The sequence below is a fragment of the Modestobacter sp. SYSU DS0875 genome (assembly GCF_054050915.1).
The window spans coordinates 76770-103253 of the sequence record NZ_JBJHAH010000011.1 but is presented as its reverse complement, the minus strand read 5'-3'; the positions used below and the strand labels follow the sequence as shown (position 1 = coordinate 103253).

Here is a 26484-nt window from a genome sequence, read left to right as displayed (position 1 = left end):
GGTTCGGGGTGCCGCCGTCGGGAGTGACCGGTGACACCTCCACGCTAGGCCCGCGAGACCTCCGGCGGTATCCGTCGGCGGTCAGCTCGTGACCGGGCACTGCGGCAGGTGCCGGCTACGTCATCCGTCGCAGTCATCCGTCGCAGTCATCCGTCGCAGTCAGCTGGGCGGTGGGATGAGCCCGTCGCGGATGGCCAGCAGCGCGGCCTGGGTGCGCGAGGTCAACTGCAGCTTGGAGAGCACGTTGCTCACGTGCGTGCGGGCGGTGCGCTCGCTGATCACCAGCCGGTCGGCGATCTCCCGGTTCGAGTGGCCCTGCGCCACCAGCACCAGGATCTCCCGCTCCCGGGTGGTCAGCGCGGCCAGCCCCACCTGCGGCCCGGACATCCGCCGGGTCAGCTGCCGGGCGACCGCGGAGTCCAGGTGCACCTCCCCCGCCGCCGCGGCCCGCACCGCGGCGACCACCTCGGTCGGCTCGGCGTCCTTGAGCACGTACCCGGAGGCACCGGCGGCCAGGGCCGCGTGCACCCGCTCGACCTCGCCGAAGCTGGTCAGCACCACCACCGCGACGCCCGGGTGCACCCGGGCTATCGCCTCGGTGGCCTCGATGCCGCCCATCCGCGGCATCTGCAGGTCCATCAGGACGACGTCGGGCAGGTCGGCGCCGGTGGTCTGCCGCTGGGCCAACTGGGCCAGCGCGTCCTGCCCGTCGCCGGCCTCGGCGATCACCTCCAGGGCGGGAACGGCGTCGACGTAGGCGAGGATCCCGCGCCGGACGACGGCGTGGTCGTCGACGACCATCAGCCGGATCACCCCCGTCGCCGGCGCACCGGCCTCCTGACCCCCCTGCTCCTGCTCGCTCACCGGTCCAGCCCTCCCTGGGTCCGCTCTCGTCCCTGCTCGACCAACGGCAGCGTGAGCCGCACCTGCCAGCCACCACCGTCGCGCGGCCCGGCGGTGCAGCGCCCGCCCCACCGTTCGGCCCGCTCACGCATCGACACCAGCCCGAGCGTGGGGCCGGCCGGTGCCTCCGCCGCACCGCGCCCGTCGTCCAGGACGGTCACCACCAGGCAGTGCTCCGCCGGGTCGAGGTCGAAGCGGACCTCCACCGTGGAGGCCTGCGCGTGCTTCACCACGTTGTGCAGCGCCTCCTGCACCACGCGGTAGACGTCCTCCTGCACCGTCAGCTCCCAGGCGGGCTCGACGTCGCCCTCGGCGAGCACCTCGATCACCAGGCCGGTCCGGACCTCGACGCTGTCGGCGTGCGCGCGCACCGCCTCGACCAGGCCCCGGTCGGCCAGCTCCAGCGGCCGCAGCTCGAAGACCAGCCCGCGCAGGTCGGCCAGGGCGCTCTGCGCCAGCTCGGCCAGCTCGCCGGCGGCGGCCCGCACCCCGGCCGGCCCGGCGTCCCCGGCGTCCAGCTGGGCGCGCAGCGCGCCGGCCTGCAGCCGCATGGAGAACAGCTGCTGGACCACCGAGTCGTGCAGGTCCCGGGCCAGCCGGCGACGCTCGTCGGACTCCGCCTCCGACCGGGTGTGGGCCAGCAGCGCCGCGATGTGGATGGCGACCGCGGCCTGGTCGGCCATCGCCTCGAGGAAGGCCAGCGAACTGGCGCTGGGGTCCTCCCCCGGCTTGTAGTACGCGTTCATGACGCCGACGGTGCGCCCGCCGACCACCAGCGGGACCGAGGCGAAGCTGTCCCACTCGGGGGTGTCCATCACCGCGTGCAGCGGCGCCCAGCGGGGGTCGGCCATGATCACCGGCTTGCGGTGCCGGACGACCACCGGCCGGCCGGTGGCGAAGGCGTCCATGAAGCGGACGTGGGCCCCCAGCCGGCGGACCGCCGACAGCCGCTCGGTGAAGTCCGCGGCGTCCCCGAACCCCGCCATGCCCAGCACGCGCACCTCGGCCCGCGGGTCGTCCAGGGCGAAGATCTGCACCGCGCCCAGCTGGGCGGTCCGCACCACCTCCTGGGCCACCGCGTCCAGGGTCGTCCGCAGCGAGCGGACGCCGGCCACGCGGGCCGCGGCCCGGGTGATGGCGGTCAGCCGGTCCTGCTGGCGCAGCTCGTCGGTGACGTCGCTGAACCAGACGGCGGCGTGCCCGTCGGGCAGCGTGGTCAGCCGGTACTCCAGCGTGCGTCGACGGCCGTCCGCGGTGGTGACCGCCTGCAGCGCGCCGCTGCCGTCGGGCACCCCGAGGCCGGCGGGCGAGGTGCCGAAGGGGACGAACCCCGGTGGCAGGTCACCGTCGGCCAGCCCGAGGATGACCCGGCCGGCGCGGTTCACGCGGACCAGCCGGCCGTCGGGGTCGAGCACGCCGAGACCGTCGGCGGACACCTCGACCAGGGCGACCAGCAGCTCCTGCGCCGTCCGCTCCTGCGCCACCGTCCCTGCGCCCATCGCCACCCACCCCCAGCTCGGGTCCGGCCGCACCGGTGCGGCCGTACGACCAGAGCGTGGCAGGTCGGGCGTCGGGGCAGGACGGGGTGTCACCCCGCGGGGGTCCGCCACCGGTCGGTCACCCCGCGGCGGGGCCGGGGACGTCGTGCCCGGGGACGTCGTGCCCGGGGACGTCGTGCCCGGGGACGTCGTGCCCGGGGACGTCATGGCCGCCACCCTCGGCCAGCGTGCCGGCGGAGCGCGGCACGACCGTCGCGCGCGGCGCGGCGGGCGACGTCCTGGCGGTGGTGGGCACGGACCTGCTCCTCTCGACGCGGGTCGCGGGGTGCGCGGTTCCGTCGGTCGCGTGACCGGCGGCGCCCGCTGCTGTGATGGAACCCGGAACGACAACGGCTGTCGCGCGCGCCGGGGCGCGATCGCCCTACGTCATCCGTCCCGGAGCCGACCACGCCGCGGGATCGGGCACCGGCACCGGCGGGACAGATGACGTAGCCGGGCCCGCCGCCGGGTGGCGGGTCCTGTGACGAGTTGCGGACAGCTGTCCGATCCGCCTTCCGTCGAGCCGTCGGCCTGCCTACGGTGGACGGTGAACCACCCCGGGCCGTACGTACCGGCCCTGGTCACCGCCGACCCCCGGGAGCATCCGTGCCGTCCCTCGCAGACCTGCCCGAGATCACCACGAACCTCTTCATCAACGGAGAGGTGCACACCGCCGACGACTCACTCCAGGTCATCGATCCCTCCGACGGCGTCTCGATCGTCGGCTACGCCGCCGCCGCCAGCGCCAAGCAGGCCGAGCAGGCCGTCGCCGCCGCGCACCGCGCCTTCCCGGCCTGGGCCGCCCGCACCCCGGCCGAGCGCGCCGAGCTGATCACCGCCGCCCTCGCGCCGCTGGAGGCCGACCGGCCGGCGACGGCCGAGGTGCTCACCCGGGAGAACGGCAAGATCCGGATGGAGTCCTTCATCGACTCCATCGTGTTCGCCCACCGCTTCGGCCTGGCCACCGCGCTGGTCGACGAGGTCGACCGGGTCGTCGAGCTGCCCGCGCCGCCGACCGACCTGCGCATCTCGTACCTGCCGCTGGGCGTCGTGACGATCATCGTGCCGTTCAACTGGCCGCTGGCGATCCTCGCCGCCTCGCTGCCGCAGGCGCTGCTCGCCGGCAACACCGTGGTGGTCAAGCCGCCGCCGTCCTGCCCGCTGGCCACCGTGCGCACCGTGCAGCAGGTCGCCGAGCTGCTGCCCCCGGGCGTGCTCAACGTGGTCACCGGCGCCGACGCCGAGATCGGTGGTGCGCTGATCCAGGACGACCGGGTGAAGAAGGTCTGCTTCACCGGCAGCCCCGGCGGCGGCAAGCGGATCATGGCGATGGCCAGCGAGTCGCTGACCCGCGTGGCGCTCGAGCTCGGCGGCAACGACCCCGCGCTGATCCTGGCCGACGCCGTGCTCGACGACGACGCGTTCCAGAAGCTCTACGCCGGCACGTTCGACTCCACCGGCCAGATCTGCATGGCCGCCAAGCGGATCTACGTGCACCGCTCGCGCTACGAGGAGGTCGTCGAGGGCCTGTCCGCGGCGCTGTCCGGGGTCCGGCTGGGCCACGGGCTCGACGAGGGCGTCAACATGGGCCCGCTGCACAGCCCCAAGCAGAAGGAGTACGTGCAGGAGCTGGTCGACCACGCCCGCTCCGCCGGCTTCGAGGTGCGCGAGTTCGGTGAGCCGGCCCCGGGTGCGGACACCTCCCGCGGCAACTTCCTGCGGCCCTCCATCGTGCTCGACCCCAGCGACGACGCCCGCGTCGTGGTCGAGGAGCAGTTCGGGCCGACCATCCCGATCCTGCCCTTCGACGACGAGGAGGACGCGATCGCCCGGGCCAACGACACCTGGTCGGGCCTGTGCTCCTCGGTGTGGACCGGTGACCGGGACCGCGCCGCCGCGGTGGGCGCCCGGCTGCGCACCGGCTACACGTTCGTGAACTCCCACGGTGCCGGCGTGCTCGACGAGCGCGCCCCCTTCGGCGGCTTCGACGGCAGCGGGATGGGCCGCGAGCTGGGCATCGAGGGCATCCGCGAGTTCATGGACACCCACTCGGTCGGCCTGCCGCCGCGCTGACCCCCGCCGCCGTGCTCGGGAGGGTCAGCCCCTCCCGAGCACGGCGGTCAGCGCCGCCCGCAGCCAGTCGGCGGCCTGCCCGGCCGACTCCGGCGCACCGAGGTGCCGGGCGGCGACGTAGCAGTCCGGCCGCACCAGCAGCACCCCCGCGTCGCCGATCTCCCGCAGTTCCGCCCAGGTGCCGTAGGGGTCCTCGAACGGCTCCCCCGGCCCGATCGACACCGGGGTGATCGAGAGCCCCAGCTCCTCGCCCAGGGCGGCCGCCGCGTCCAGCCACGGCTGCCCACCGATCCCGGTGACCACGCTGAACCGGCCGGAGCCGACCAGGTCCAGGGTCGACACCCGGTGGCCGGCCCGGGTCACCCAGGTGTGCGGCAGCTTGGCGCCGGGCCACGTGGTGGGCTGGGCGTAGAGCACCGGGTCGCGCCGGTACGCCGGCATCGGCGTCCCGTCCGGCACGACGGCGCCGGATGCGTAGCGCTGGTTGTGCTCGACGCCGTGCGCGTCGAACTCGTGCGCCTTGAAGGCGATCGCCTCCCGCAGCGCCGCCCGCACCTTCTCCCCCTCGGGTCCCGGCGCCTTGCGCAGCGCGAGCTGCTGCTCCAGCCGCTCGACGTCGGTCGTGTCGGTCAGGTCGAGGGCGGCGAGGATGCGGCCGGTGTCGGCGATGCTCTGGTTGGCCCGCTCGACGATCTGCCGGGCGATCGGCGCCCGCTCGGCGTCGTAGCTGTCCAGCAGCCGGGGCGAGGCCGTGCCGGCCACCACGTGCGCGAGCTTCCAGGCCAGGTTGTAGGAGTCCTGGATGGAGGTGTTGGACCCCAGGCCGTTCGTCGGCGGGTGCCGGTGCACGGCATCACCGGCGCAGAACACCCGCCCGCGCGACAGCGTGGTGGCGAAGTGGTGGTTGACCGTCCACGGCGAGCGGGAGGTCACCTCCATCTCGAAGTCGTCGGTGCCCACCAGGGCCACGGCGAGCTCCCGGACGACGTCGTCGGTGAGCGTGGGCGGCCCGGCGGCGACCTCGTAGCCCCACATCAGCATCCACTCGGTCCACGGCTTGATCATCCGGAGCACGCCGAGGCCGACGCCCTCCTTCTCCGCGCCGGGCTGCAGCATCCAGTACAGGACCGAGGGGCGGTGCGCGACCAGGTGGGTGAGGTCGGCCCGGAAGACGATGCTGAGCGCGCCGGCCACCGCACCGGGGCCCTCGAAGGGCAGGTCGAGGTCGGCGGCGACGACGCTGCGCGCCCCGTCGGCGCCGACCAGGTACCGCGACCGGATCGTGTACTCGGCACCGGTCAGCCGGTCGCGCACCGTCGTCGTCACGCCGTCGTCGTCCTGCACGTGGCGCAGGTACTCGGTGTCGAACCGCAGCCGGGCGCCCCGCTCCTGGGCGGCCTTGGCCAGCACCGGCTCGGTGATCGTCTGCGGCGCGTCGAGCATGGTGCAGGGGCTGGCCAGCTCGTAGTCGGCGTGGCGCAGGGTGTCGGTGCCCCAGGAGGGGATCCGGCCCAGCTCCTCACCGACCAGGCTGGTGCAGAAGGTGGTGTTGCCCATCTGGTCCCACGGGGTGGCCAGCGCCAGCAGCGTCTCCTCGACGCCCATGTCGCGCATCGCCTCCATCGTGCGCTGGTTGGTGATGTGCGCCCGAGGGGTGTCCGACAGCCGGCTGTACTTGGTGACCAGCAGCGTGCGGGTGCCGTAGCTGGCCAGGAAGAGCGCGGCCGACGCACCCGCCGGACCTGATCCGACCACCAGCACGTCGGTCTCGACGTCGGCTCCGCCAGCGCTCATCTGCATCTCCCGGGGCTTCGAGGGTGGCGCGTACGGCGGTCCGCAGCACGGCCACCCAAGGCCTACCGAGACCCGCGCGGTGTGTCAAGGGTCACATCCGGTCGTTGTACCGGCACGAACGATGCGGTAGTTGAACGGACGACTGTCCGTTGCTGCGTCAGCAGGGGTGACCGGCCGTCCGCCCCGTGCCATCCTGAGCGCGGCCGGACGACGGAAGGGGCCACCGATGGCAGGGCGCGGCAGCGGGCCGGACTTCGTGGAGGCCCTCGCGCGCGGGCTGGACGTGCTGGCGTGCTTCGGCGCCGACCGGCCGACGATGACGCTGAGCGAGGTGGCCACCGCCGCCGGGCTGGCCCGGCCCACCGCCCGGCGGTTGCTGCTCACCCTCGAGGAGCTGGGGTTCGTCCGCACCGCCGGGAACGGGTTCCAGCTGACCCCGAAGGTGCTCACCCTCGGCATGGCCTACGTCGGTGCACTGGGCCTGTGGGACGTCGCCCGGCCGCACCTGGAGACCTTGGTGGCCCAGACCGGGGAGTCGTCGTCGATGGCCCAGCTCGACGGCTCGGACATCGTCTACGTCGCCCGGGTCGCGGTGCCGAAGCTGATCGCGCTGCGCGTGGAGATCGGCACCCGCTTCCCGGCGGCGCAGACGTCGCAGGGCAAGGTGCTGCTGGCCGCCCTCTCCCCCGCCGAGCTGGCCGCCGTGCTCGCCCAGCCCAGCCGGGCCGGTCTGCCGCCCTACATCGGTTCCTCGGCCGAGCAGCTGCACAGCGAGCTCACCGAGGTGCGGGCGCGGGGCTGGGCGCTGGCCGACGAGGAGCTGGCGCCCGGCGTCCGCTCGGTCGCCGTTCCCGTCCGCGACGGCTCCGGCGCCGTGCGTGCCGCGATGAACGTGACCGTGCACGCCGCGGAGACCAGCACCGACCGGCTGCTCGGCGAGCACCTGCCCCGGCTGCTGCGCACCGCCGGTGACGTCAGCGCCGAGTGGGCGCTGTGGCAGTCCCGGCCGCACGTGGAGGTGCCCCGCAACACCGAGGTCCGCGGCACCGCCTGATCCCCGGTTCCGCCGAGATGGCCATTCTGGCGGGGGCGCACCCCGCCAGAATGGCCATCTCGGCGGGAGTCAGGCGGGGACGAGCACCGACCGGCGGCCGCCGGCGGCGGTGGCCGCCCAGGCCTCGGGCGCGCGGTCCAGCGGCAGCACCTCGTGCTCGACGCCCAACGCGCCGGCCGCCGCGTGCCCGAGCACCGCGGTCAGCGCCGCGGCCCGCTGCTCCGCCGTCAGCGCGTTGTTCGTGTAGCCGAGCACGTCCGCGGAGCGGCTGCGCAGCACCGCGGAGGAGAACTCGGCGGCGTCGGAGCCCGAGCCGCCCAGGTTCACCAGCCGACCGCCGTGGGCGAGCACCCGGCTGGCCGCGGTGGCCGCCTCGCCGAAGACCGGGTCGACGACGACGTCCACCGCACCTCCGCACGCGGCTCCGAGCCGCTCGGTGAGCGCGGCGGCGTCTCCGCCGGTGCGCACCACCTCGTCGGCGCCGGCGCGGGAGGCCCGTTCCGCGGCGGCGTCGGACCGGCACAGCCCCACCACCCGGCCGGCGCCCAGTGCCCGGGCGGCGCCGACGGCGACCTGGCCGACCGCCCCGCCGGCGCCCAGCACCAGCACCGTCTCCCCCGGCTGCAGCCGGGCGCGCCAGGTCAGCGACATCCACGCGGCGACGGCGGACAGGCCGAGGGCCGCCACCGCCGGGTCGGGCACCCCGTCGGGCAGCGGCACCAGGTCGGCGTCCGGGACGGCGCAACGCTCGGCGAGGCTGCCGTCGCCGGGCGCCATGCCCGCGGACGTGGCGAACCAGACCCGGGTGCCGGCCGCCAGCGCGCCCGACTCCTCGACCACGCCGACGCCCTGCACGCCCGGGACGTAGGGCACTGCCGGGCGGCCGAAGTAGGAGGTGCCCGAGGCGCACAGCAGGTCCAGCGGGACCACCGGCGCCGCGGTCACCCGCACCGTCGTCGACCCCGGGCCGGCTCCCGGGGCGGGGTGCTCCCCCACCACCGGCGGCCGGCCCTGCTCCTGCACCAGGACCGCGCGCACGTCAGGTCGCGATGTCCGGGTACGGCATGGAGATGTGCTGCATCGCCCTGCCGTAGGCCTTCTGGTACTCCAGCGGCCCGTGGTCGCGCTCGAACATGGCGATGAACAGGGTCAGCGTGAGGAACGGGTGCGCCCCCAGCTGGAACAGCGCCACGTGGTCGTGCTCGCGCAGCGCCCGCCGCTCCTCCTCGGTGAACGCCAGCCAGGTCGTCTTCTCGTCGACGATGCAGTTGAGCAGCTGGTTCGCCCGCTCGCGCTCCCACCACTCGACGGTTCCGGCCGGGTCCTCGCGGTACCGCTCGACCAGCTCGGGGTCGCGGTCGACGGTGTAGAGGAACTTGTCCAGCAGGTACTTGCTCACGCCGGCACCTCCGTCCCAGCAGCGGCCGTCCCGGCCGGCAGGCCGTGGGGGTACCAGGTGAAGTACGCCTCCATGGTGTGGAACAGGTCCAGGGTGTCCACGTGGTCGGCCTTCTGCCCCTCCCCGGCGACGCCCATCATCAGCATGAAGTCCATGAAGCCGTGGGTGGCGTTGCCCGGGTGGTGCAGCGACTCCAGCGAGACCTCGGCCAGGCAGCCCTCGATGTCGCCGCTGGCGATCCACTCGACGGCCTTGCGGTCGAACTCCGGGTCGGGCCCGTGCTCACCGAACTGGCGCGGCCCGCCCAGCTCGAGGCTGAGGTGGCCGGTGCCGATGATCGCCACGCGCTTGTCGGACTCCCAGGACTCCACCCAGGTGCGCAGCGCCTTGCCGAGCTGGACGAACCGCTTCGGCTGCGGCAGCGGCGGGGCGAAGATGTTCGTGTAGACCGGCACGATCGGCAGGTCGGCCTGCGGCCGCAGCGTGATGATCGGGCAGGTGACGCTGTGGTCGATGCGCAGCTCGTTGCTGAACGCCAGGTCGAACCCGTCGTCCAGGCCGGTGCGCAGGATGTGGGCGGCGAGTTCCTCGTCGCCCTTGAGCAGCATCTTCGGCAGGCCGAACTCGCGTTCCTCGTTGTACCAGTTGGCGTCGAAGAACGGCGCCTTGCCGACGAGGAACTGGGGCATGTTGTCCAGCCACAGCTGGTGGAAGTGGTCGCTGCCGACCATCACCAGCACGTCGGGCTCGGCCCGGGTGAGCGTCTCCCGGAACGCCTCGATCTTGGCCACCCACTCGTCGGCGAACGGCGGGCGGTCCGCGCCGGTCGACGTGCTGGCCCGGTAGTAGAACGGGTGGTGGGTGGACGCGATGACCGCGGCCAGCTCAGCCATGGGTACCTCCGTTGGTCTCAGTGGGAGGAGGGGTGGACGGAAGGTCGTCGGGAACGTACGGGTCGGGGGCGACGGACCGGTTGTTCAGGTCGACCGAGAGGAAGACGTCGTTGGCCACCGGGTGCCGCAGCTCCTCGGCCAGCTGGCCGATGAGCCCGGCGGTGCGGGCCAGCAGCGCGAAGCCGCGCAGCAGCTCCAGGGGCAGGCCGAGGTCGGCGAGCGCGGCACCGCAGACGCCCGCGCCGTTGAGCGGCAGGGTCTTCCCGAGCACCTGCGGGTGCACCCGGCCGATCGCGGCGAACAGCGACAGGTGCGGGCCGTAGAGCCCCTCCTCCGCGGCGATCTCGAACAGCCGCGGGGTGCGCGGGTCGCCCTGCTTGTGCACGTGGTGGCCGAGCCCCGGAACGAACCGCCGGGCGGCGCGCTGCGCGGTGACGGTCTCCAGGGCGAGGGCGTCCCAGCCGGCGTCGTCGGTGGGCAGGTCGCCGTCCACGCCGGTGAGCACCTCGTGCAGGAACCGGCCGCAGTCCTCGGTGACGCCGAGGAAGCGCGAGCCGCCGCCGAGCAGCCCGGCGGCCAGCGCGCCCTGCACCGAGTCGGGCGCGGACAGCCAGGTCAGGCGGGTGACGATCGCCGTCGGGGTGAAGCCGTGGTCGGCGAGCGCGGCCAGCACCGCCTCGAAGACGCGGGTCTCCCCCGGGGTGGGACGGCGCTGGGTGGCCAGCCAGAACGCCAGCTCGCCGAAGCCCACCGAGCCCATGACGTCGCGGGCCAGGTCGGTGCCGAGCAGGGTGATCGACTCCAGGCTCGAGGCCCCCAGCGCGGTGGGGTACTCGGGACGGTCGCTCATCGCGCGTCCTCCTGCGGCTCGGTCAGCCAGCGCCGGAGCTCCGCGCCGTGCTCGTCCAGCCCGGGCGGGGGCAGCCGGTAGTCGGCCGGGGTGTCGGAGAAGGTGATCGGGTTGCGGACCGAGGGGACGGCCGAGCTGCCGTCGCCGACCGACACGACCGGGTCCAGCCCGATCCGGTCCGCGAACGCGACTCCCTGGTCCACGGTGTTGATGGGACCACACGGGACGCCCGCGGCGATGATGTCGGCGAACCACTCGTCCTTGGTGCGGGTGCGCAGCCGCTCGACCAGCAGCGGGCGGAGCTCGTCCCGGTTGGCGGTGCGGTCCTCGTTGCGGCTGAACCGCGGGTCGTCGGCGAGCTCGGGGACGCCGAGCACCTCGACCAGCTTGCGGAACTGCCCGTTGTTGCCGGCGGTGATGATCAGGTCGCCGTCCGAGCACGGCAGCGGCTCGTAGGGGAACAGGCTCGGGTGGCTGTTCCCCATCCGGAACGGCACCACCCCGCCGGCCACCACGGCGCTGGCGTGGTTGACCAGCCCGGAGAGCGCCGAGGACAGCAGGTTCACCTCGACGTGCTGCCCGCGGCCGCTCTCGTGCCGGGCGTTGAGGGCGGACAGGACCCCGATGGTGGCGTGCAGCCCGGCCATCACGTCGAACACCGAGATGCCGGCCCGGTACGGGTCGCCGTCGGGGTCGCCGGTGAGGCTCATCAGCCCGGAGATCGCCTGCACGATGAGGTCGTAGCCGGGCAGCTCGGCGCCGCCGGGCTGGCTGCCGAACCCGGTGATCGAGGCGTAGACGACCGCCGGGTTGGTCGCGCTGACCGTCGCGTAGTCCAGGCCGAAGCGGGCCAGGCCGCCGGTCTTGAAGTTCTCCACGACGACGTCGGCGCGCCGGGCCAGCTCGCGCGCCACGGCGACGTCGGCGGGGTCCTTGAGGTCCAGGGCGATCGACCGCTTATTGCGGTTGACGCCGAGGTAGTAGGTGGAGACCCCCTCGCGCACCGGCGGCTGCCAGGTGCGGGTGTCGTCGCCGTTGGGGCCCTCGACCTTGACCACCTCCGCCCCGAGGTCGGCCAGCAGCATGGTCGCGTAGGGGCCGGCCAGGATCCGGGAGAAGTCGGCGACCAGCAGGCCGCTGAGCGGGCCCGGACGGGGGGCGGCGCTGGGCGGACCGGGGTGCTCGGGCATCGGGACACGCACTCCTCGATGGTGAGGGCCGCCATGCGGACGGCCGTCCGGCGGACGCCCGGAGTCTTCGACGGCGCGCCTCCGGTGTCAACCCCGGCGATGGCGCGGCGCCGGCCGCGCGCCCACACGACATGCTCCCCTTGACATGTGGCGGGCGCCACGATGAAGGTGAGCCCGCATGTGGTGACCGTTGGACGGACGCCCGTCCGCAAGCTTCGATCCCCTGGAGGAACCGTGTCCGATCCCGACACCGGAGTCGCGGACCAGCCGGCCGGCCGGCCCGTCGTGCTGCGTGGCGGCACCGTGCTGACCATGGACGACGCACACACCGTGCTGCCCGAGGCCGACGTGCTGGTGGTCGACGACCGCATCGCCGCCGTCGGCACCGCCCTCGAGGTGCCCGCCGGGACCCTGGAGATCGACGCCACCGGCGGCATCGTGATGCCCGGCATGATCGACACCCACCGGCACATGTGGCAGACCGCGATGCGCGGCTACGGCGCCGACTGGACGCTCACCCAGTACTTCGTCTGGTACTACCTCGAGCACGGCAAGGCGTTCCGCCCCGAGGACGTGCACGCCGGCAACCTGGTGTCGGCGTGGGACGCGCTGGAGGCCGGCGTCACCACCACCGTCGACTGGTCGCACGGCCTGCAGACCGTCGACCACGCCGAGGCGGCCGCCGACGCGCTGCTCGCCGTCCCCGGCCGCTTCGTGCTCGCCTACGGCAACATCCAGGCCGGCCCCTGGGAGTGGACCGCCGATCCAGCGGTCCAGGGCTTCCTCACCCGCCGCCGCGACGAGGGGCGGCTCGGCCTGCAGCTGGCCTTCGACGTCACCGGCGACCCGGCCTTCCCGGAGAAGGCGGCCTTCGAGGTCGCCCGCGAGCTCGGCCTGCCGGTGACCACCCACGCCGGCGTGTGGGGCGCGACCAACGACGACGGCATCCGGCTGATGCACGAGAACGACTTCATGACCCCGGAGACGGTCTACGTGCACGCCGCCACGCTGACCACCGACTCCTACCACCGGATCGCCGCGACCGGGGGCTCGATCTCGGTCTCCACCGAGTCCGAGCAGAGCGCCGGGCAGGGCTACCCGCCCACCTGGCAGGTGCGCCGGCACGACATCCCGGTCTCGCTGTCGATGGACACCAGCGTCTGGTGGAGCGGCGACCTGTTCTCCGCGATGCGGACGACGCTGGGCGCGGACCGCTCGCGCGAGCACCTGGAGGCGCACGCCAAGGGCGAGACCGTCACCCACGTGCACCTGCGCGCCGAGCAGGTCGTCGACTGGGCCACCCGCGGTGGCGCGAAGGCGCTGGGCCGCGACGACCTCGGCAGCCTCGAGGTGGGCAAGAAGGCCGACGTCGTGCTGATCAAGAACGACGCGTCCCCGGTGTCCTTCCCGCTGCTGAACCCCTACGGCCACGTGGCCTTCCAGGCGCAGCGGGGCGACGTGCACACCGTGCTGGTCGACGGCCGGGTGGTGAAGTCCGCGCACCGGCTGGTCGGGGCCGACCTCCCCGCGGTGCGCGCCACCGTCGAGTCGACGGTGGAGCACCTGCGCTCGACCCTCGGCGAGGAGGTCTGGGCCCAGGGCATGAACCCCGACCTCCCCGGCGACGAGGTGCTGGACAACCCGTACACCTACACCGAGTACAAGTCGCACTCCACGCACGGCGCCCGGGGGCGCGTCTTCGGCGAGCCCTCCGACGACGTCCACCGCACGCACTGACCGCCGCTTCCCCGCCCGCGCCACACCCCGGCGCGGGCGGGGTTGCGCTCAAGTGCAGGTGAGGGGGTTGGCTCAGGCGGACGCCGGCCGCACCGGTCGGCGCCGTCCGAGAGGAGCTCCCCCGATGCCCCGATTCCGCGCGCTGTTCTCGCGCACGACCGTCTCGGCCCACTGCGACCTGCCCTGCGGCGTCTACGACCCGGCCCAGGCCCGCATCGAGGCCGAGTCGGTGAAGGCCATCCAGGAGAAGTACCAGAGCAACGAGGACCCGGTCTACCGGACCCGGGCGATCATGATCAAGGAGCAGCGGGCCGACCTGGTCAAGCACCACCTGTGGGTGCTGTGGACCGACTACTTCAAGCCCCCGCACTTCGAGAAGTACCCGCAGCTGAACGAGCTGTTCAACAAGGCCACCAAGCAGGCCGGCGCCGCCGGCGGCAAGGGCAGCATGGACCCCGCCGAGGGTCAGAAGCTGCTCGACCACATCGCCGAGATCGACAAGATCTTCTGGGAGACCAAGGCGGCGTGAGCGAGGACCTCCCTGCCCCCCGGACGGCGGCGGTCTCGGCCGGCGCTCTCCGGGGGGCGTTCGGGGCGGTGCCGACCGGCGTGGTCGCCGTCGGCGGCCTGGTCGACCGCGCCCTGGACGGCCCTCTCGACGGCACCGCGCCGCTGGCGATGGTGGCCTCCACCTTCACCGGCGTCTCGCTGGACCCGCCGCTGGTGTCGCTGTGCGTCCAGCACGGCATCCGCACCTGGCCGGCGCTGCGCGCGCTGCCCCGGCTGGGGATCAGCGTGCTCGCCGAGGGGCAGGGCGAGCTGGCGCGCGCCCTCGCCTCGCGCCGTCCGGAGCGGTTCGACGCGGTGGACTGGACCGCCACCGCCGACGGCGCGCTGCGGATCGAGCCCGCGACGGCGTGGTTCGAGTGCGCAGTGGAGTCCGAGCTGCCGGCCGGGGACCACCTGATCGTGCTGCTACGGGTGCTCGACCTCGACGTCGTGCCGGGGCGGGCGCCGCTGATCTGGCACGGCAGCGCGTTCGCCGCCCTCGGCTGAGCCGGGCGCCGGTCGGTCGGGGCGAGCGGCCCGCCGGGGCGCCTGCCACCGGGCTCCGGCGCCCAGCGACCCGGCCGCGTCGCCGGGGTTGACCAGTGAACAGGTGGCCAGGGACAGACACCCGCAGCCGATGCACGAGCCGAGGTCGACCCGCAGCCGCTGCAGGCCGGCGACCGCCTCGTCCACCCGCGCCAGCCAGGCGCCGGTCAGCCGGGACCACTCCTCGGTGGTCGGCGCCCGGTCGGCGGGCACCTCAGCGAGCAGCTGCTGGATCTCCGCCAGCGACAGCCCGACCCGCTGGGCCGCGGCGACCACCGCGAGGCGCCGGAGCACGTGCCGGGCGAAGAACCGCTTGTTGCCCGGCCCGCGCACCGAGGCGACCAGCCCGCGGGACTCGTAGAAGCGCAGGGTCGGCAGGCTCAGCCCGCTGCGCCGGGACACCTCGCTGATGCTCAGCAGCCCGGCACCGGCACCGGGACCGGTCACTCCGCGACCGGTCCCCGCGCCGCGCGGAGCAGCTCCGCCCGGTCGACCACCTTGACGCGCTCCCGCCCGGCCTGCTCGCCGAGCGAGCGCTCGAAGGCGTCCACCAGCTCCCAGCCGGACCACTCGACCAGGTGCACGCCGCGCTGCCGCAGCAGCTCCGGCACCGCGTCGGGGTCGCGCTGCCCGGCCCGGGGCAGCCCGGGCAGGTCGGCGACCAGGTGCTCGACGGTCTCCCCCGCATCGGACTTGGTGTGCCCGATCAGGCCCACCGGCCCGCGCTTCACCCAGCCACTGGCGTACAGGCCCGGCAGCGCCGAGCCGTCCGGCCCCAGCACCCGCCCCTCTGCATTGGGTACGAGCCCGGCGACGGCGTCGAACGGCACACCGGGCAGCGGGGAGCTGCGGTAGCCGACCGCGCGGTAGACCGCCTGCACGTCGAGCACGGAGGTCTCCCCGGTGTCGACGACGGTGCCGTCGCCGGCCAGCGCCGTGCGGGCCAGCTCCACACCGGTCACCCGGTCGGTGCCCAGCAGCCGCGCCGGGCGGGTGAGGAAGTGCAGGTGCAGCCGCCGCGGCGCGGTCCGGGTCGCCGGGTCCTGGGCGGCGTAACCGGTGAGCGTCTCCACCACCTGGGCCAGCTGGTGGGATGCGGTCACGGCCGCGCGCGACGCGTCGTCGAACTGCAGGTCGGCGGGGTCGACGACGACGTCGACGCCGGGCACCTCGCCGAGCTCACGCAGCTCCAGCGGCGTGAACCGGGCCTGCGCCGGACCGCGGCGGGCGAGCAGGTGCACGTCGGTGACGGCACTGGCGGCCAGCTGGGCGCGGACGGTGTCGGGTACGTCGGTGTCGGCCAGCCCCGCGTCGTCGCGGACGAGCATCCGGGCGACGTCCAGCGCGACGTTGCCGGCCCCGACGACGGCGACCGCCGGGCTCTGCAGCGGCCAGTCCCGCGGGGCCTCGGGGTGCCCGGCGTACCAGGAGACGAACTCCGCGGCCCCGTGCGAGCCGGGGAGCTCGGCGCCCGGGACGCGCAGCTCGGCGTCCCGGTTCGCGCCGGTGGTGAGCACGACCGCGTCGTAGGCGTGCCGCAGGTCGTCCAGGCTGAGGTCGGTGCCGAACTCGACGTTGCCGAGGTAGCGGATGCCCCCGCGGGCGACCATCCGGTGCAGCGACCTGGTGATCATGCGGGTGATCCGGGGGTGGTCGGGGGCGACGCCGTAGCGGACCAGCCCGAACGGCGCGGGGAGCCGCTCGAGGAGGTCGACCTCGACCGCCACCTCCCGGTGCCGGCTCAGCGCGTCGGCGGTGAAGAACCCGGCCGGACCCGCGCCGACCACCGCCACCCGGTACGGACCGGCGGCGCTCACGATCGCCCGACCCGGCTGCGCAGCAGGTCGGCGACGTCGGCCAGGCCGACCTCCACCCGGCTGTACACCTCCGGGTCGAGCACCAGCGCGCCGTCGAAGGACCCCGCGCTGGCGTAGAACCCGACCGGCACGGTGAGCGCCTGGAAGAAGCCGAACAGCGGCCGCAGCTGGTGCTCGATGACCAGGGCGTGCCGGTCGCTGCCCCCGGTCGCCACCAGCAGCACCGGCTTGTTGGCCAGCGCGTACTGGTCGACCAGGTCGAACAGGTGCTTGAACATGCCGGGGTAGGACCCCCGGTAGACCGGCACGGCCGGAACGAGCAGGTCGGCGGTCTCCACCGTGCGCAGCGCCGCCTCCACGTCGGGCGGGACGTCGTCGCGGGTGACCGCGCCGGTGAAGCCGGCACCCAGCCCGTACACGTCGACCCGGTGCACCTCGATCGGCATGAGGTCGGCGAGGGTGTCGGTGACCACCCCTGCCAGGCCCAGCGTCTTCGACCCCTCGGTGCGCGGACTGCCGTTGACGACGACGACCTGCAGCGCCCGGCTCACGCCCCGGCCCCCGCGGGCGCCCGCACCTCCCGGCGCAGCACCGGGGCGACCTCGGTGCCGAACAGCTCGATCGCGGCCAGGTGCTCGCGCTGCGGTACGCCACCGAAGCCCAGCTGGACGTTCGCGCGGGTGACGCCGTACAGCTCGGCGAAGGTGGCGATCTTGTCGATGACCTCCTGCGGGCTGCCCACGACGAGGCCGCCGCCGGGGGTGGCCTGCGCGTCGAACGCGCGCCGCGGCAGGTCGAAGCCGCGGCCGCGCTGGTGGTTGTTCTCCCGCATGCCCACGGAGAAGTACGGGAACATCGTGTCCCGCGCCGCCTGGCTGGTCCGGCCGACGTAGCCGTGGGTGTTGATGCTGATCGGCAGGGCCGCCGGGTCGTGCCCGGCCTCGGCCGCCGCCTGCCGGTAGTAGCCGACGGTCGGCACGTGGGAGTTCACCGGGCCGAGCAGGATGGCCAACGCCATCGGCAGCCCGAGCATGCCGGCGCGCACCGCCGACGACGGCGTGCCCCCGACGCCCACCCAGATCGGCAGCTCCTCCTGCAGCGGGCGCGGGGCGACGTCGGCGGCCACCAGCGGGGCCCGGTACCGGCCGGACCAGGTGACCGGGTTGGCGCCCCGGATCGCCAGCAGCAGGTCGAGCTTCTCGGCGAAGAGCTCCGCGTAGTCCTCCAGCGAGTAGCCGAACAGCGGGAAGGACTCGGTGTAGGAGCCGCGCCCGGCGATGAGCTCGGCCCGCCCGCCGGAGATCAGGTCGAGGGTGGCGAAGTCCTGGAACACCCGGACCGGGTCGTCGGAGCTGAGCACGGTCACCGCGCTGGTCAGCCGGATCCGCTCGGTGCGCGCGGCGGCGGCGGACAGCAGCGGCACCGGCGAGGAGGCGATGAAGTCCGAGCGGTGGTGCTCCCCCACCCCGAAGACGTCCAGCCCGACCTGGTCGGCGAGGACCGCCTGCTCGATCGTCTCGCGGACGCGGGTCTGCGGCGACGGCGTGGTGCCGGTGGACAGGTCCGGAGTCACCTCGCCGAAGGTGATGATGCCCAACTCGAAGGCCACGGGGCTCCCTCTCTCTCGTGCGGGTGGTCTGCGCACCACCGTACGCCGATTACCTGACGTATCAGCGAATCGCCGGTTACCCTCCTCGGCATGGACGACGTCGCCTGGCTGGACGACCGGGAGGAGCGGGTGTGGCGCGCCTTCCTGGCGCTGGGCCGCGCGGTCGACGTCGCCGTCGACCGGCAGCTGACCGCCGAGGGGCTCTCCACCGCCGAGTACGCGGTGCTCGCCTCGCTGTCCGAGGCGCCCCAGGACGCGGTGCGGGCCCGGGAGCTCGCCCGCGAGATCGGCTGGGAGTCCAGCCGGCTGGCCCACCAGCTGCGCCGGATGGAGAAGCGCGGGCTGCTCACCCGCGGCCAGTGCCCCGACGACGCGCGGGGCACGATGGTGCACCTGACCGCCGAGGGGCGGGCGGCGCTCACCCGTGCCGCGCCGGGCCACGTGCGCACCGTCCGCGCGCACTTCGTCGACCTGCTCACCGCGGAGGAGCAGACGGCGCTGGCCGCGGTGCTCGAACGGCTCACGGCCGCCTCCGCCGACACCGCGGGGAACCGGCCCGCTGGCTAGCCTGGGCCGGTGATCCTGATCGTCGTGAAGTTCCCCGTCCGCCCCGAGTTCGCCGACCGCTGGCCCGAGCTGGTCGCCGAGTTCACCAGCGCGGTGCGCGCCGAGCCCGGCAACGTCATGTTCGAGTGGTCGCGCAGCGTCGACGAGCCCAACAGCTACCTGCTGGTGGAGGGCTTCGCCGACGCCGACGCCGGCGCCGCGCACACCTCGTCCGCACACTTCCAGAAGGCGATCGGCGAGATGCCCGACTGGGTCGCCGCGACCCCGTCGATCATGTACGTCGACTCCGCCGACCTCTCCGGCTGGGGCCCGATGGCGGAGGTGCAGCCCCGCGGCTGACCGCGGTCCGCGCACCGGCCGGGAGACGCCTCCCGGCCGGTGTGCGACCGTTTCCGCATGGTGAGCAGGGCATCGGTGACCCGAGCATGGTGAACGTGCTGTCCATCCAGTCGCACGTGGCCTACGGCCACGCCGGCAACGCCTCGGCGGTCTTCCCGCTGCAGCGGCTGGGCATCGAGGTCTGGCCGGTGCACACCGTCCAGTTCTCCAACCACACCGGCTACGGGTCCTGGACCGGCCGGGTCTTCGACGGCCAGGCCGTCGAGGAGGTCGTGCAGGGGATCGCCGACCGCGGCGTGCTCAGCGGCTGCGACGCGGTGCTGTCGGGCTACATGGGCTCGGCCGACATCGGCCACGCGGTCGTCGGGGCGGTCGCCGAGGTCCGCGCCGCGAACCCCGACGCCGTGTGGTGCTGCGACCCGGTGATCGGCGACGTGGGGCGGGGCGTCTTCGTGCGGCCGGGCATCCCGGAGTTCATGCGCGAGGTCGCCGTCCCGGCCGCCGACCTGGTCACCCCGAACCACTTCGAGCTCGACCTGCTGGCCGGCACCCGCACCACCTCGCTCGCGTCGGTGAAGGACGCCGTCGCCGCGGTGCAGGCGCTGGGCCCCCGCGTCGTGCTCACCACCTCGCTGATCGCCGAGGACACCCCCGACGACGCCGTCGACCTGCTGGCCTCGGAGGGCGGGCGGCACTTCCGGGTGCGCACCCCCCGCCTCGGGGTCTCGGTGAACGGCGCCGGCGATGCGATCGCCGCGCTCTTCCTCGCCCACTGGCTGGAGACCCGCTCGGCCGCCGAGTCGCTGGGCCGCGCGGCCGCGTCGGTGTTCGGGCTGCTGCGCCGCACCGCGGAGGCGGGGTCCCCGGAGATCCTACTGGTGGCCGCCCAGGACGAGTACGTCTCCCCCACCCAGACCTTCGACGTGACCGAGGTCTGAGCCGGGCGCCCGGGACGTGATCGCCTGGCTGCTCAGCGGCCTGGTCGTCGTGGTGGCCACGGTGGCCCAGGCCACCGCGGGTGTCGGGTTCGGCATCGTGGCCGGGCCGCTGGTCCTCCTCGTCCGGCCCGACCTGGTCCCGGGGCCCCTCCTGCTGGTCGGGCTCCTCGTGACCGTGAGCGTCGCGTGGTCGGAACGGGCAGCGTGGGAGCCGCGGGTGCTCCGGGGAGCCGCCCTGGCCAGCGTCCCCGGCGCGCTGGCCGGCGTGCTCCTGCTGCGCGCGGTGGACGACACGGCGCTCGCCCTGACCATCGGGGGTCTGGTCCTGGTCACCTGCCTGGTTTCCGCGGTCGGCCTGCAGCTGCCCTCAGGCCCGCGGGCCCTCCGATGGGCCGGCCTGACCGCGGGCGTGTTCTCCACGGTCGCTGCGGCGCCCGGGCCGCCGATGGTGGTGACCTACCGGCCGGACCGTGCGGCGACCCAGCGGGCGAACCTCGCGCTGTTCTTCGTGGTCACGTCGGTGGTCTCGCTGGCGCTGCTGGCCACCGGCGGCGAGCTCACCGGACGGGCGGCCCTGAGCGGCGTCGCCCTGCTGCCGTTCGTGGTCGTGGGGCACCTGCTCGCCCGCCCGGTCCGGCGCCGGTTGAGCCTCGGCGTGGTCCGCCGGCTGGCGCTGGGGCTGTGTGCCGCCTCGGGCCTGCTGCTGCTGGTGACGACCCTGGCCGGCTGACGACCGATGCGGCCGGCGCCCGGGGCATCGGGTAGGAACGGCGCATGGCCGACGACTTCCCCTCCTGCACCCAGCTGCTCGCCGAGGAGCAGGAGCTGCAGTTCACCCGGTTCAGCAACGACGACGCCTGGGACCTCGGCCTGGCCCTGGTCACCCGGGCCCGCGCCGAGCAGCTGCCGGTGGCGGTGGACGTCAGCCGGAACGGCCACCAGCTCTTCCACGCCGCGCTGCCGGGCACCGCGCCGGACAACGACACCTGGATCCGCCGCAAGGCCGCCGTCGTCGACCGGTTCGGGCACAGCTCCCTCTACGTCGGGCAGCGGGCCCGCGAGGCGGGGACGACGTTCGAGGAGCAGTTCGGGCTGGACCCCGACGAGTACCGCGCCCACGGCGGGGCGTTCCCGGTGCTGGTGCGCGACGTCGGCCCGGTCGGCGTCGTCGTGGTGTCCGGGCTGCCGCAGGTCGCCGACCACGAACTGGTGGTCGCCGTCCTGCGCGAGCTGGTCGCCCCGCGGCGGGCCTGATCCGCCCCGCCGCCGGCTACGGGGCGGGGCGGGGGCTCACTGCTTGCGACGCGGTGCTCCCGGCGGGGCGCGCGCCGTCGGGCACCGGCACCGGCACCGACACCGACACCGACACCGACACCGACACCGACACCGACGTAGCGGCGGGCCCACGGTCACCGGCGTAGCGTCGGGCCCACGGTCACCTCGCCGGTCCTGGACAGCCGTCCGGGACGGCGATCCCCACCCGGGGCACCACCGCCGCACCGTCGGCGGAGTCAGGCTCCTGCCATGACCGCTCCCGCGCACCTCCCGACCGCCGCGCCCGCCCTGCGGGCCCCCGCCGTCCGCTCCGGCGACGAGCCCGGCTGCCCCGCCTGCGTCCACGCGAGGGACGCCCACGACGCGATCGGGGCCCGGTTCTGCCGGGCCACCGCCGCTGGGACACTGGACCGCGGCTGCGCCTGCCGCATCGGCTGATCCCGGCAGCCGATCCCGCTGCAGAGAGGCTGCCGTGCCCGTCCCGCGCACCCCCCTCCCCCTGCTGGCGGAGGCGCGGCGGGACCTGACCGCCGACTGCAGCCGGTGTACCGGGCTGTGCTGCGTCGCGCCGGCGTTCGCCGCCTCCGCGGACTTCGCCATCGACAAACCGGCCGGCACCCCGTGCCCGAACCTGCAGGCCGACTCCCGCTGCGGCGTGCACGACCAGCTGCGCGACCGGGGCTTCCCCGGCTGCGTCGTCTTCGACTGCTTCGGTGCCGGGCAGCGGGTCACCCAGGACGTCTTCGGCGGCGCGGACTGGCGCACGGACCCGAGCACGAAGGCGGCGATGTTCGCGGTCTTCCCGGTGATGCGGCAGCTGACCGAGCTGCTCTGGTACCTGACCGAGGCCCGCGCCCTCCTGCCGGCCGGGCCGCTGTCCGCCGAGGTCACGGCGGCCCGCGCCCGCACCGACGAGCTCACCCGGGCGGCCGCCGACGAGCTGGCCGCACTGGACGCTGCCGGGCTGCGGCGCGAGGTCGGCGAACTGCTGGGGCGAGTCAGCGAGGTGCTCCGCGCCGCCGTGCCCGACCGGGCCCGGGACCGCCGCGGCGCCGACCTGATGGGCGCGGCCCTGCGCGGCGCGGACCTGCACGGGGCGAGTCTGCGCGGCGCCTACCTGATCGGGGCGGACCTGCGCGGGGCCGACCTGCGTCACGCCGACCTGCTCGGTGCGGACCTGCGCGCCGCCGACCTGCGGGGCGCCGACCTCACCGGCGCGCTCTTCCTGACCCAGCCGCAGCTGACCGCAGCCACCGGGGACGCCGGCACCTCCCTGCCCGCGGCGCTGACCCGCCCTGCGCACTGGTCCACCGGCACGGCAGCCACCGACCGCCCACGCCGCCGCCCGGCCCGGCGTCGCTGACCCGCTGCCCGCCAGGCACGATCTGCCCATGGCCTACTCCGCGGACCCCACCCGCTACGACGCGATGACCTACCGGCGGACCGGCGCCAGCGGGCTGGACCTGCCCCTGCTCAGCCTCGGCCTGTGGCACAACTTCGGCGACGACGTGCCGCTGGAGCGGCAGCGCGCGATCCTCCGCCGCGCCTTCGACCTGGGGATCACCCACTTCGACCTGGCCAACAACTACGGACCGCCCTACGGCAGCGCCGAGGTCAACTTCGGCCGCCACCTGCGCGACGACCTCCGCCCGTACCGCGACGAGCTGGTCATCTCCACGAAGGCCGGCTATGACATGTGGCCCGGCCCGTACGGCCAGGGCGGCGGCTCGCGCAAGTACGTGCTCGCCAGCCTGGATCAGTCGCTGCAGCGGATGGGCCTCGAGTACGTCGACGTCTTCTACAGCCACCGGCCGGACCCGAGCACGCCGCTGGACGAGACGATGGGCGCGCTGCACACGGCCGTGCAGTCGGGCAAGGCGCTCTACGTCGGCATCTCCTCCTACTCCCCGGAGATGACCCGGGAGGCCGCGCGCATCCTCGCCGACCTCGGCACGCCGCTGCTGATCCACCAGCCCTCGTACTCGATGCTCAACCGCTGGATCGAGACCGAGGGCCTGCTCGACGCGCTGGCCGAGGTGGGCGCCGGCTGCATCGGCTTCTCCCCGCTGGCCCAAGGGATGCTCACCGACAAGTACCTGGGCGGGGTGCCCGAGGGATCCCGCGCCACCCAGGGCAAGTCGCTGGACCAGGGCATGATCACCGAGGAGTACCTGACCCACGTCCGGGCGCTGGACGAGCTCGCCGGCGCACGTGGGCAGTCGCTGGCGCAGCTGGCACTGGCCTGGGCGCTGCGCGACGAGCGGGTCACCTCGCTGGTGATCGGCGCCAGCAGCGTCGGGCAGCTGGAGCAGAACGTCGCCGCGCTGGAGAACCGGGAGTTCTCCGCCGATGAGCTCGCCGCGATCGACCAGCACGCCGTCGACGCCGGCATCGACATCTGGCGCGGCGCCCGCGAGGGCACCCTCTGACCGCGGGTCCCCGATGTCGGACCGCCCGCCACCGTCCGCGTGGTGGGGACCCACCTCCCCGCCGCCGTCGTCCTGGCGGCGCCTCCGGCCGGCTCGACGTCCGAACTGCTGCTCGAGGTCAGCAAGGCCACCGACGGCGTCACGGCGACGGACGGGCTCGTGATCGACGACGAGCTGGACGGCCGGCGCGGCGCGTACCGGTTGCTGCTCACCCTGCACCTCTGCCTGGGGGCAACCGACTCCCCGGAGTGCGCGGGCTGACCTCCCCCGCCGACACCACGTACCGGTGGGAGGGCGTCACTCGGGGACTCGGTCGGGTGCACACTCGTGTTTTGACAATGGTTGTCATTATCGAGAGCATCGAGGCATGCACCCACCGCGCCGCCGCTCCCTCGCTCTCGCCGTACCGCTGACCGTGGGGCTGTTGCTCGCCGGCTGCGGGTCCTCCGCAACGGCCGGTACCGGCGAGGAGCTGCGGGTGGTGGCGTCCTTCTACCCGCTGGCCTGGCTCAGCGAGCAGGTCAGCGGCGACCTGGCCACCGTCACCCAGCTCACCCCGGACGGGGCCGAGCCGCACGAGTACGAGCTGACCCCGCGGGACGTCGCGGCGACGGGCGAGGCCGACGCCGTGGTCCACCTCCCGACTCTGCAGCCCGCCGTCGACGCGGCGGTGGCGCAGCAGGCGGGCGACCGGGCGTTCGACGCCGGCGCGGCGGCCGACCTGTCGCTGACGTACGAGGCACACGACCACGAGCACGCCGACCACGAGCACGCCGACGAGGAGCACGGGGAGACCGTGACCGACCCGCACTTCTGGCACGACCCGATGCGGATGGCCGACGTCGGCGACGCGCTGGCCGAGTTCCTGGGCGCGGTCGACGAGGAGCACGCCGAGCAGTACGCGGCCAACGCCGGCGACCTGCGGGCGCAGCTCGAGGAGCTGGACGGCGAGTTCCGGGTCGGCCTGGCCGACTGCGCGACCCGGGAGCTGGTGACCAGCCACTCCGCCTTCGGCTACCTGGCCGACGCCTTCGACCTGGAGCAGTTCGGCATCAGCGGGCTGGCCCCCGACGCGGAGCCCTCGACCAGCGCGCTGACCGAGGCGACGGAGTTCGTCCGCGAGCACGACGTGCGCACGATCTACGTCGAGACGCTGGTCAGCCCGGCCGTCGCGGAGACAGTGGCGCGGGAGACCGGGGCGCAGACCCGGCAGCTGGACCCCATCGAGGGGCTCACCGACCAGTCGCAGGGCGATGACTACCTCGCGCTCATGCGGGTCAACCTGGCCAGTCTCCAAGAGGGTCAGCAGTGCTCCTGAGCGCCCGCCCCGGCCCCGCGCCCGAGCTGCTGACGCCGGGGCCGGACGCCGTCCTGTCGGTGCGGGGTGGAGTCTTCGGGCACGGACGGCGGCCGGTGCTCAGCGGGGTCGACCTGGCGGTCCGGCCCGGGGAGGTGGTCGCCGTCCGGGGCCCCAACGGGTCCGGCAAGTCGACCCTGGTGCGCGGGCTGCTGGGCCTGTGCGACGTGCTGGGCGGAGAGGTGCGGCTGTTCGACCGGCGGCGTGCCCGGTTCCGCGACTGGCACCGGGTGGGCTATGTGCCCCAGCCGCACACCGTGACCGGCGGCGTACCGGTGACCGTGCGGGAGCTGGTCTCCACCGGCCGGCTCAACCGGCTGCGCCCGTGGCAGCGTTTCGGGTCGGCCGACCGGTGCGCGGTCGACTGCGCACTGGAGGGCACGGCCCTGGCCGGGTTCGACCGCCGGCCGCTGGCCGAGCTCTCCGGCGGCCAGCAGCGCCGGGCGCTGGTCGCCCGCGCACTGGCCGGTGACCCGGAGCTGCTGCTGCTCGACGAGCCGACCGCCGGCGTCGACGCGGCCAGCCAGCGGGTGCTGGCCGGCACGCTCGCCGGGCTCGCCGAGACCGGTGCCGCCGTCGTGGTGGTCCTGCACGAGCTGGGTCCGCTCGCCGGCGTGGCGACCCGGGTGGTCACCCTCCCCGGCGCGCCGGCCGGGCCCGCGCCGTGCTGAGCTACGAGTTCATGCAGCTGGCCCTGGCGGCCGCTGTGCTCGTCGGTCTCACCGCGCCCACGGTGGGGGTCTACCTGGTGCAGCGCCGGCTGTCGCTGATCGGGGACGGCCTGGGGCACGTCGCGCTGCTCGGGGTGGCGGTGGGCCTGGTCACCCGGTCCGCGCCGGTGCTCACCGCGCTGCTGACCACGGTGGCCGGCGCGGTGGTGGTCGAGGTGCTGCGGGCCCGCCGGTCGGCGAGCGCCGACGTCGCGCTGGCCATCCTGTTCCACGGCGGCCTCGCCGGCGGGCTCGTCGTCGCCACCCGCGCCCCGGCGGGCACCCCGATCACGCTGGACGGCTACCTGTTCGGCGCCCTCACCACGACCACCCGGGCCGACCTGGTCCTGTTCGCGGCGATGGCCGCCGTCGTGCTGACGGTCACCGTCGGGCTGGGCCGGTCGCTGTTCACCGTCGCGCTCGACGAGGAGCACGCCCGCGCCGGCGGGCTGCCGGTGCTGCGGCTGAACCTGCTGCTGGCGGTGGTCACCGCTGCCACGGTCACGCTGTCCATGCGGGTGATCGGCCTGCTGCTGATCAGCGGGCTGATGGTGCTCCCGGCCGGCTGTGCCCAGCTGGTGGCCCGCAGCTTCCGGGCCGCCCTCGCCGTCGCGGTGCTGGTCGGGGTGACCGTGGCGGTGAGCGGCACGGTGGTCTCCTACTACGCCGACACCCCCTCGGGCGGGACCATCGTGCTGATGGCGGTGGCGGCCTACGCGGTGCTCGGCATCGCCAGGACCGCCCGCCGGCCCGCCCGCCGCCGCGCCCGGACAGCCGTCGACGCCGTCACGCGGGGGCACCCGGCGGACGAGGCGGTGCCGCTGCGCGTGCCCGGCTGAGCGCGGCAGCCACGGTGCGCCGCCGGGGCGCCCGACGTTCGCGGCTGCGGTCGTGCGCCTCGCGGGCCAGCTGCGCCG

30 protein-coding genes are annotated in these 26484 nt (G+C 74.5%); 17 read left to right on the top strand and 13 right to left on the bottom strand.

All coding sequences use genetic code 11. From position 1 onward, the window contains the following. Window positions 1–159: 159 nt before the first annotated feature. From ACI79Y_RS09010 to ACI79Y_RS09000, 3 genes are all read right to left on the bottom strand, one after another. Entirely contained in the window at window positions 160–864 is a 705-nt protein-coding gene (locus tag ACI79Y_RS09010) for a response regulator transcription factor (RefSeq protein WP_457158148.1), read from the bottom strand. Further along, entirely contained in the window at window positions 861–2402 is a 1542-nt protein-coding gene (locus ACI79Y_RS09005) for a GAF domain-containing protein (protein WP_457158147.1), read from the bottom strand. The genes ACI79Y_RS09010 and ACI79Y_RS09005 overlap by 4 nt, the downstream gene beginning before the upstream one ends. Window positions 2403–2520: 118 nt before the next feature. After that, window positions 2521–2697 carry a hypothetical protein gene (locus ACI79Y_RS09000; RefSeq protein WP_457158146.1) on the bottom strand — a complete coding sequence of 59 codons (177 nt, stop codon included), beginning with the start codon at window positions 2695–2697 and terminating at the stop codon, window positions 2521–2523. 350 nt (window positions 2698–3047) lie between these two features. On the opposite strand from ACI79Y_RS09000, the gene ACI79Y_RS08995 reads away from it, so the two are divergent. Then, the gene (locus ACI79Y_RS08995; RefSeq protein WP_457158145.1) at window positions 3048–4514 is read left to right on the top strand and encodes an aldehyde dehydrogenase family protein; all 1467 of its coding nucleotides are present in this window, start codon (window positions 3048–3050) and stop codon (window positions 4512–4514) included. Window positions 4515–4538: 24 nt separating this feature from the next. Here the strand turns inward: ACI79Y_RS08995 and ACI79Y_RS08990 are convergent, their stop codons facing one another. Beyond that, window positions 4539–6308 carry an FAD-dependent oxidoreductase gene (locus ACI79Y_RS08990; protein ID WP_457158144.1) on the bottom strand — a complete coding sequence of 590 codons (1770 nt, stop codon included), beginning with the start codon at window positions 6306–6308 and terminating at the stop codon, window positions 4539–4541. A gap of 226 nt (window positions 6309–6534) precedes the next feature. Between ACI79Y_RS08990 and ACI79Y_RS08985 the strand changes: the two genes are divergently transcribed. Next, complete coding sequence (locus tag ACI79Y_RS08985) at window positions 6535–7362, top strand: IclR family transcriptional regulator domain-containing protein (protein WP_457158143.1); 828 nt, start codon at window positions 6535–6537, stop codon at window positions 7360–7362. 69 nt (window positions 7363–7431) lie between these two features. Here ACI79Y_RS08985 and ACI79Y_RS08980 read toward each other — a convergent pair whose 3' ends face one another. Genes ACI79Y_RS08980 through ACI79Y_RS08960 form a run of 5 tightly spaced genes read right to left on the bottom strand, consistent with a single transcriptional unit; the run spans window position 7432 to window position 11694 of the window. Further along, window positions 7432–8400, bottom strand: coding sequence for a quinone oxidoreductase family protein (locus tag ACI79Y_RS08980; protein WP_457158142.1), 969 nt, complete (start codon window positions 8398–8400; stop codon window positions 7432–7434). A 1-nt stretch (window position 8401) separates the two neighbouring features. Next, entirely contained in the window at window positions 8402–8761 is a 360-nt protein-coding gene (locus ACI79Y_RS08975; RefSeq protein ID WP_457078909.1) for a hypothetical protein, read from the bottom strand. Then, a complete protein-coding gene (locus ACI79Y_RS08970; RefSeq protein WP_457158141.1) occupies window positions 8758–9654 on the bottom strand; it encodes a DODA-type extradiol aromatic ring-opening family dioxygenase in 897 nt (298 codons plus the stop codon). The genes ACI79Y_RS08975 and ACI79Y_RS08970 overlap by 4 nt, the downstream gene beginning before the upstream one ends. Further along, window positions 9647–10504 (bottom strand): citryl-CoA lyase, encoded by an 858-nt coding sequence (locus tag ACI79Y_RS08965; RefSeq protein ID WP_457158140.1) that lies wholly within the window; start codon window positions 10502–10504, stop codon window positions 9647–9649. Before ACI79Y_RS08965 ends, ACI79Y_RS08970 begins: the two co-directional genes overlap by 8 nt. Further along, entirely contained in the window at window positions 10501–11694 is a 1194-nt protein-coding gene (locus ACI79Y_RS08960) for a CaiB/BaiF CoA transferase family protein (protein WP_457158139.1), read from the bottom strand. Before ACI79Y_RS08960 ends, ACI79Y_RS08965 begins: the two co-directional genes overlap by 4 nt. A gap of 234 nt (window positions 11695–11928) precedes the next feature. Between ACI79Y_RS08960 and ACI79Y_RS08955 the strand changes: the two genes are divergently transcribed. From ACI79Y_RS08955 to ACI79Y_RS08945, 3 genes are all read left to right on the top strand, one after another. Continuing rightward, on the top strand, window positions 11929–13431 hold the full coding sequence (locus tag ACI79Y_RS08955) for an amidohydrolase family protein (protein ID WP_457158138.1): 1503 nt from the start codon (window positions 11929–11931) through the stop codon (window positions 13429–13431). A 124-nt stretch (window positions 13432–13555) separates the two neighbouring features. Continuing rightward, window positions 13556–13960, top strand: coding sequence for a superoxide dismutase, Ni (sodN, locus tag ACI79Y_RS08950; protein ID WP_457158137.1), 405 nt, complete (start codon window positions 13556–13558; stop codon window positions 13958–13960). Continuing rightward, the gene (locus ACI79Y_RS08945) at window positions 13957–14487 is read left to right on the top strand and encodes a flavin reductase family protein (protein ID WP_457158136.1); all 531 of its coding nucleotides are present in this window, start codon (window positions 13957–13959) and stop codon (window positions 14485–14487) included. The genes sodN and ACI79Y_RS08945 overlap by 4 nt, the downstream gene beginning before the upstream one ends. Here the strand turns inward: ACI79Y_RS08945 and soxR are convergent. From soxR to ACI79Y_RS08925, 4 genes are read right to left on the bottom strand one after another with little or no spacing between them, the layout of a single operon-like run. After that, complete coding sequence (gene soxR / locus ACI79Y_RS08940) at window positions 14407–14973, bottom strand: redox-sensitive transcriptional activator SoxR (RefSeq protein ID WP_457158135.1); 567 nt, start codon at window positions 14971–14973, stop codon at window positions 14407–14409. The genes ACI79Y_RS08945 and soxR overlap by 81 nt on opposite strands. Then, window positions 14970–16343 carry an FAD-dependent oxidoreductase gene (locus ACI79Y_RS08935; protein WP_457158134.1) on the bottom strand — a complete coding sequence of 458 codons (1374 nt, stop codon included), beginning with the start codon at window positions 16341–16343 and terminating at the stop codon, window positions 14970–14972. The genes soxR and ACI79Y_RS08935 overlap by 4 nt, the downstream gene beginning before the upstream one ends. Further along, window positions 16340–16894, bottom strand: coding sequence for an NAD(P)H-dependent oxidoreductase (locus ACI79Y_RS08930; protein ID WP_457158133.1), 555 nt, complete (start codon window positions 16892–16894; stop codon window positions 16340–16342). Before ACI79Y_RS08930 ends, ACI79Y_RS08935 begins: the two co-directional genes overlap by 4 nt. Continuing rightward, window positions 16891–17952 (bottom strand): LLM class flavin-dependent oxidoreductase, encoded by a 1062-nt coding sequence (locus ACI79Y_RS08925; protein WP_457158132.1) that lies wholly within the window; start codon window positions 17950–17952, stop codon window positions 16891–16893. Before ACI79Y_RS08925 ends, ACI79Y_RS08930 begins: the two co-directional genes overlap by 4 nt. Before the next feature lie 90 nt (window positions 17953–18042). Between ACI79Y_RS08925 and ACI79Y_RS08920 the strand changes: the two genes are divergently transcribed. From ACI79Y_RS08920 to ACI79Y_RS08865, 12 genes are all read left to right on the top strand, one after another. Next, the gene (locus ACI79Y_RS08920; RefSeq protein ID WP_457158131.1) at window positions 18043–18519 is read left to right on the top strand and encodes a MarR family winged helix-turn-helix transcriptional regulator; all 477 of its coding nucleotides are present in this window, start codon (window positions 18043–18045) and stop codon (window positions 18517–18519) included. 9 nt (window positions 18520–18528) lie between these two features. After that, window positions 18529–18858, top strand: coding sequence for a putative quinol monooxygenase (locus ACI79Y_RS08915; protein ID WP_457158130.1), 330 nt, complete (start codon window positions 18529–18531; stop codon window positions 18856–18858). A gap of 86 nt (window positions 18859–18944) precedes the next feature. Next, the gene (gene pdxY, locus ACI79Y_RS08910) at window positions 18945–19796 is read left to right on the top strand and encodes a pyridoxal kinase PdxY (RefSeq protein ID WP_457158129.1); all 852 of its coding nucleotides are present in this window, start codon (window positions 18945–18947) and stop codon (window positions 19794–19796) included. Between the two features lie 16 nt (window positions 19797–19812). After that, the gene (locus ACI79Y_RS08905; RefSeq protein ID WP_457158128.1) at window positions 19813–20526 is read left to right on the top strand and encodes a sulfite exporter TauE/SafE family protein; all 714 of its coding nucleotides are present in this window, start codon (window positions 19813–19815) and stop codon (window positions 20524–20526) included. Between the two features lie 44 nt (window positions 20527–20570). Continuing rightward, entirely contained in the window at window positions 20571–21050 is a 480-nt protein-coding gene (locus ACI79Y_RS08900) for a heme-degrading domain-containing protein (RefSeq protein ID WP_457158127.1), read from the top strand. Window positions 21051–21320: 270 nt separating this feature from the next. Next, a complete protein-coding gene (locus tag ACI79Y_RS08895) occupies window positions 21321–21509 on the top strand; it encodes an RGCVC family protein (protein ID WP_457158126.1) in 189 nt (62 codons plus the stop codon). Window positions 21510–21543: 34 nt separating this feature from the next. Continuing rightward, a complete protein-coding gene (locus ACI79Y_RS08890; RefSeq protein ID WP_457158125.1) occupies window positions 21544–22434 on the top strand; it encodes a pentapeptide repeat-containing protein in 891 nt (296 codons plus the stop codon). A gap of 28 nt (window positions 22435–22462) precedes the next feature. Then, a complete protein-coding gene (gene mgrA, locus ACI79Y_RS08885) occupies window positions 22463–23500 on the top strand; it encodes an L-glyceraldehyde 3-phosphate reductase (protein ID WP_457158124.1) in 1038 nt (345 codons plus the stop codon). 42 nt (window positions 23501–23542) lie between these two features. After that, window positions 23543–23761 carry a hypothetical protein gene (locus ACI79Y_RS08880; RefSeq protein ID WP_457158123.1) on the top strand — a complete coding sequence of 73 codons (219 nt, stop codon included), beginning with the start codon at window positions 23543–23545 and terminating at the stop codon, window positions 23759–23761. 106 nt (window positions 23762–23867) lie between these two features. After that, entirely contained in the window at window positions 23868–24818 is a 951-nt protein-coding gene (locus ACI79Y_RS08875) for a metal ABC transporter substrate-binding protein (RefSeq protein ID WP_457158122.1), read from the top strand. Continuing rightward, window positions 24809–25528 (top strand): metal ABC transporter ATP-binding protein, encoded by a 720-nt coding sequence (locus ACI79Y_RS08870; RefSeq protein ID WP_457158121.1) that lies wholly within the window; start codon window positions 24809–24811, stop codon window positions 25526–25528. The genes ACI79Y_RS08875 and ACI79Y_RS08870 overlap by 10 nt, the downstream gene beginning before the upstream one ends. Continuing rightward, window positions 25522–26406 carry a metal ABC transporter permease gene (locus ACI79Y_RS08865; RefSeq protein WP_457158120.1) on the top strand — a complete coding sequence of 295 codons (885 nt, stop codon included), beginning with the start codon at window positions 25522–25524 and terminating at the stop codon, window positions 26404–26406. Before ACI79Y_RS08870 ends, ACI79Y_RS08865 begins: the two co-directional genes overlap by 7 nt. Window positions 26407–26484: the final 78 nt, after the last annotated feature.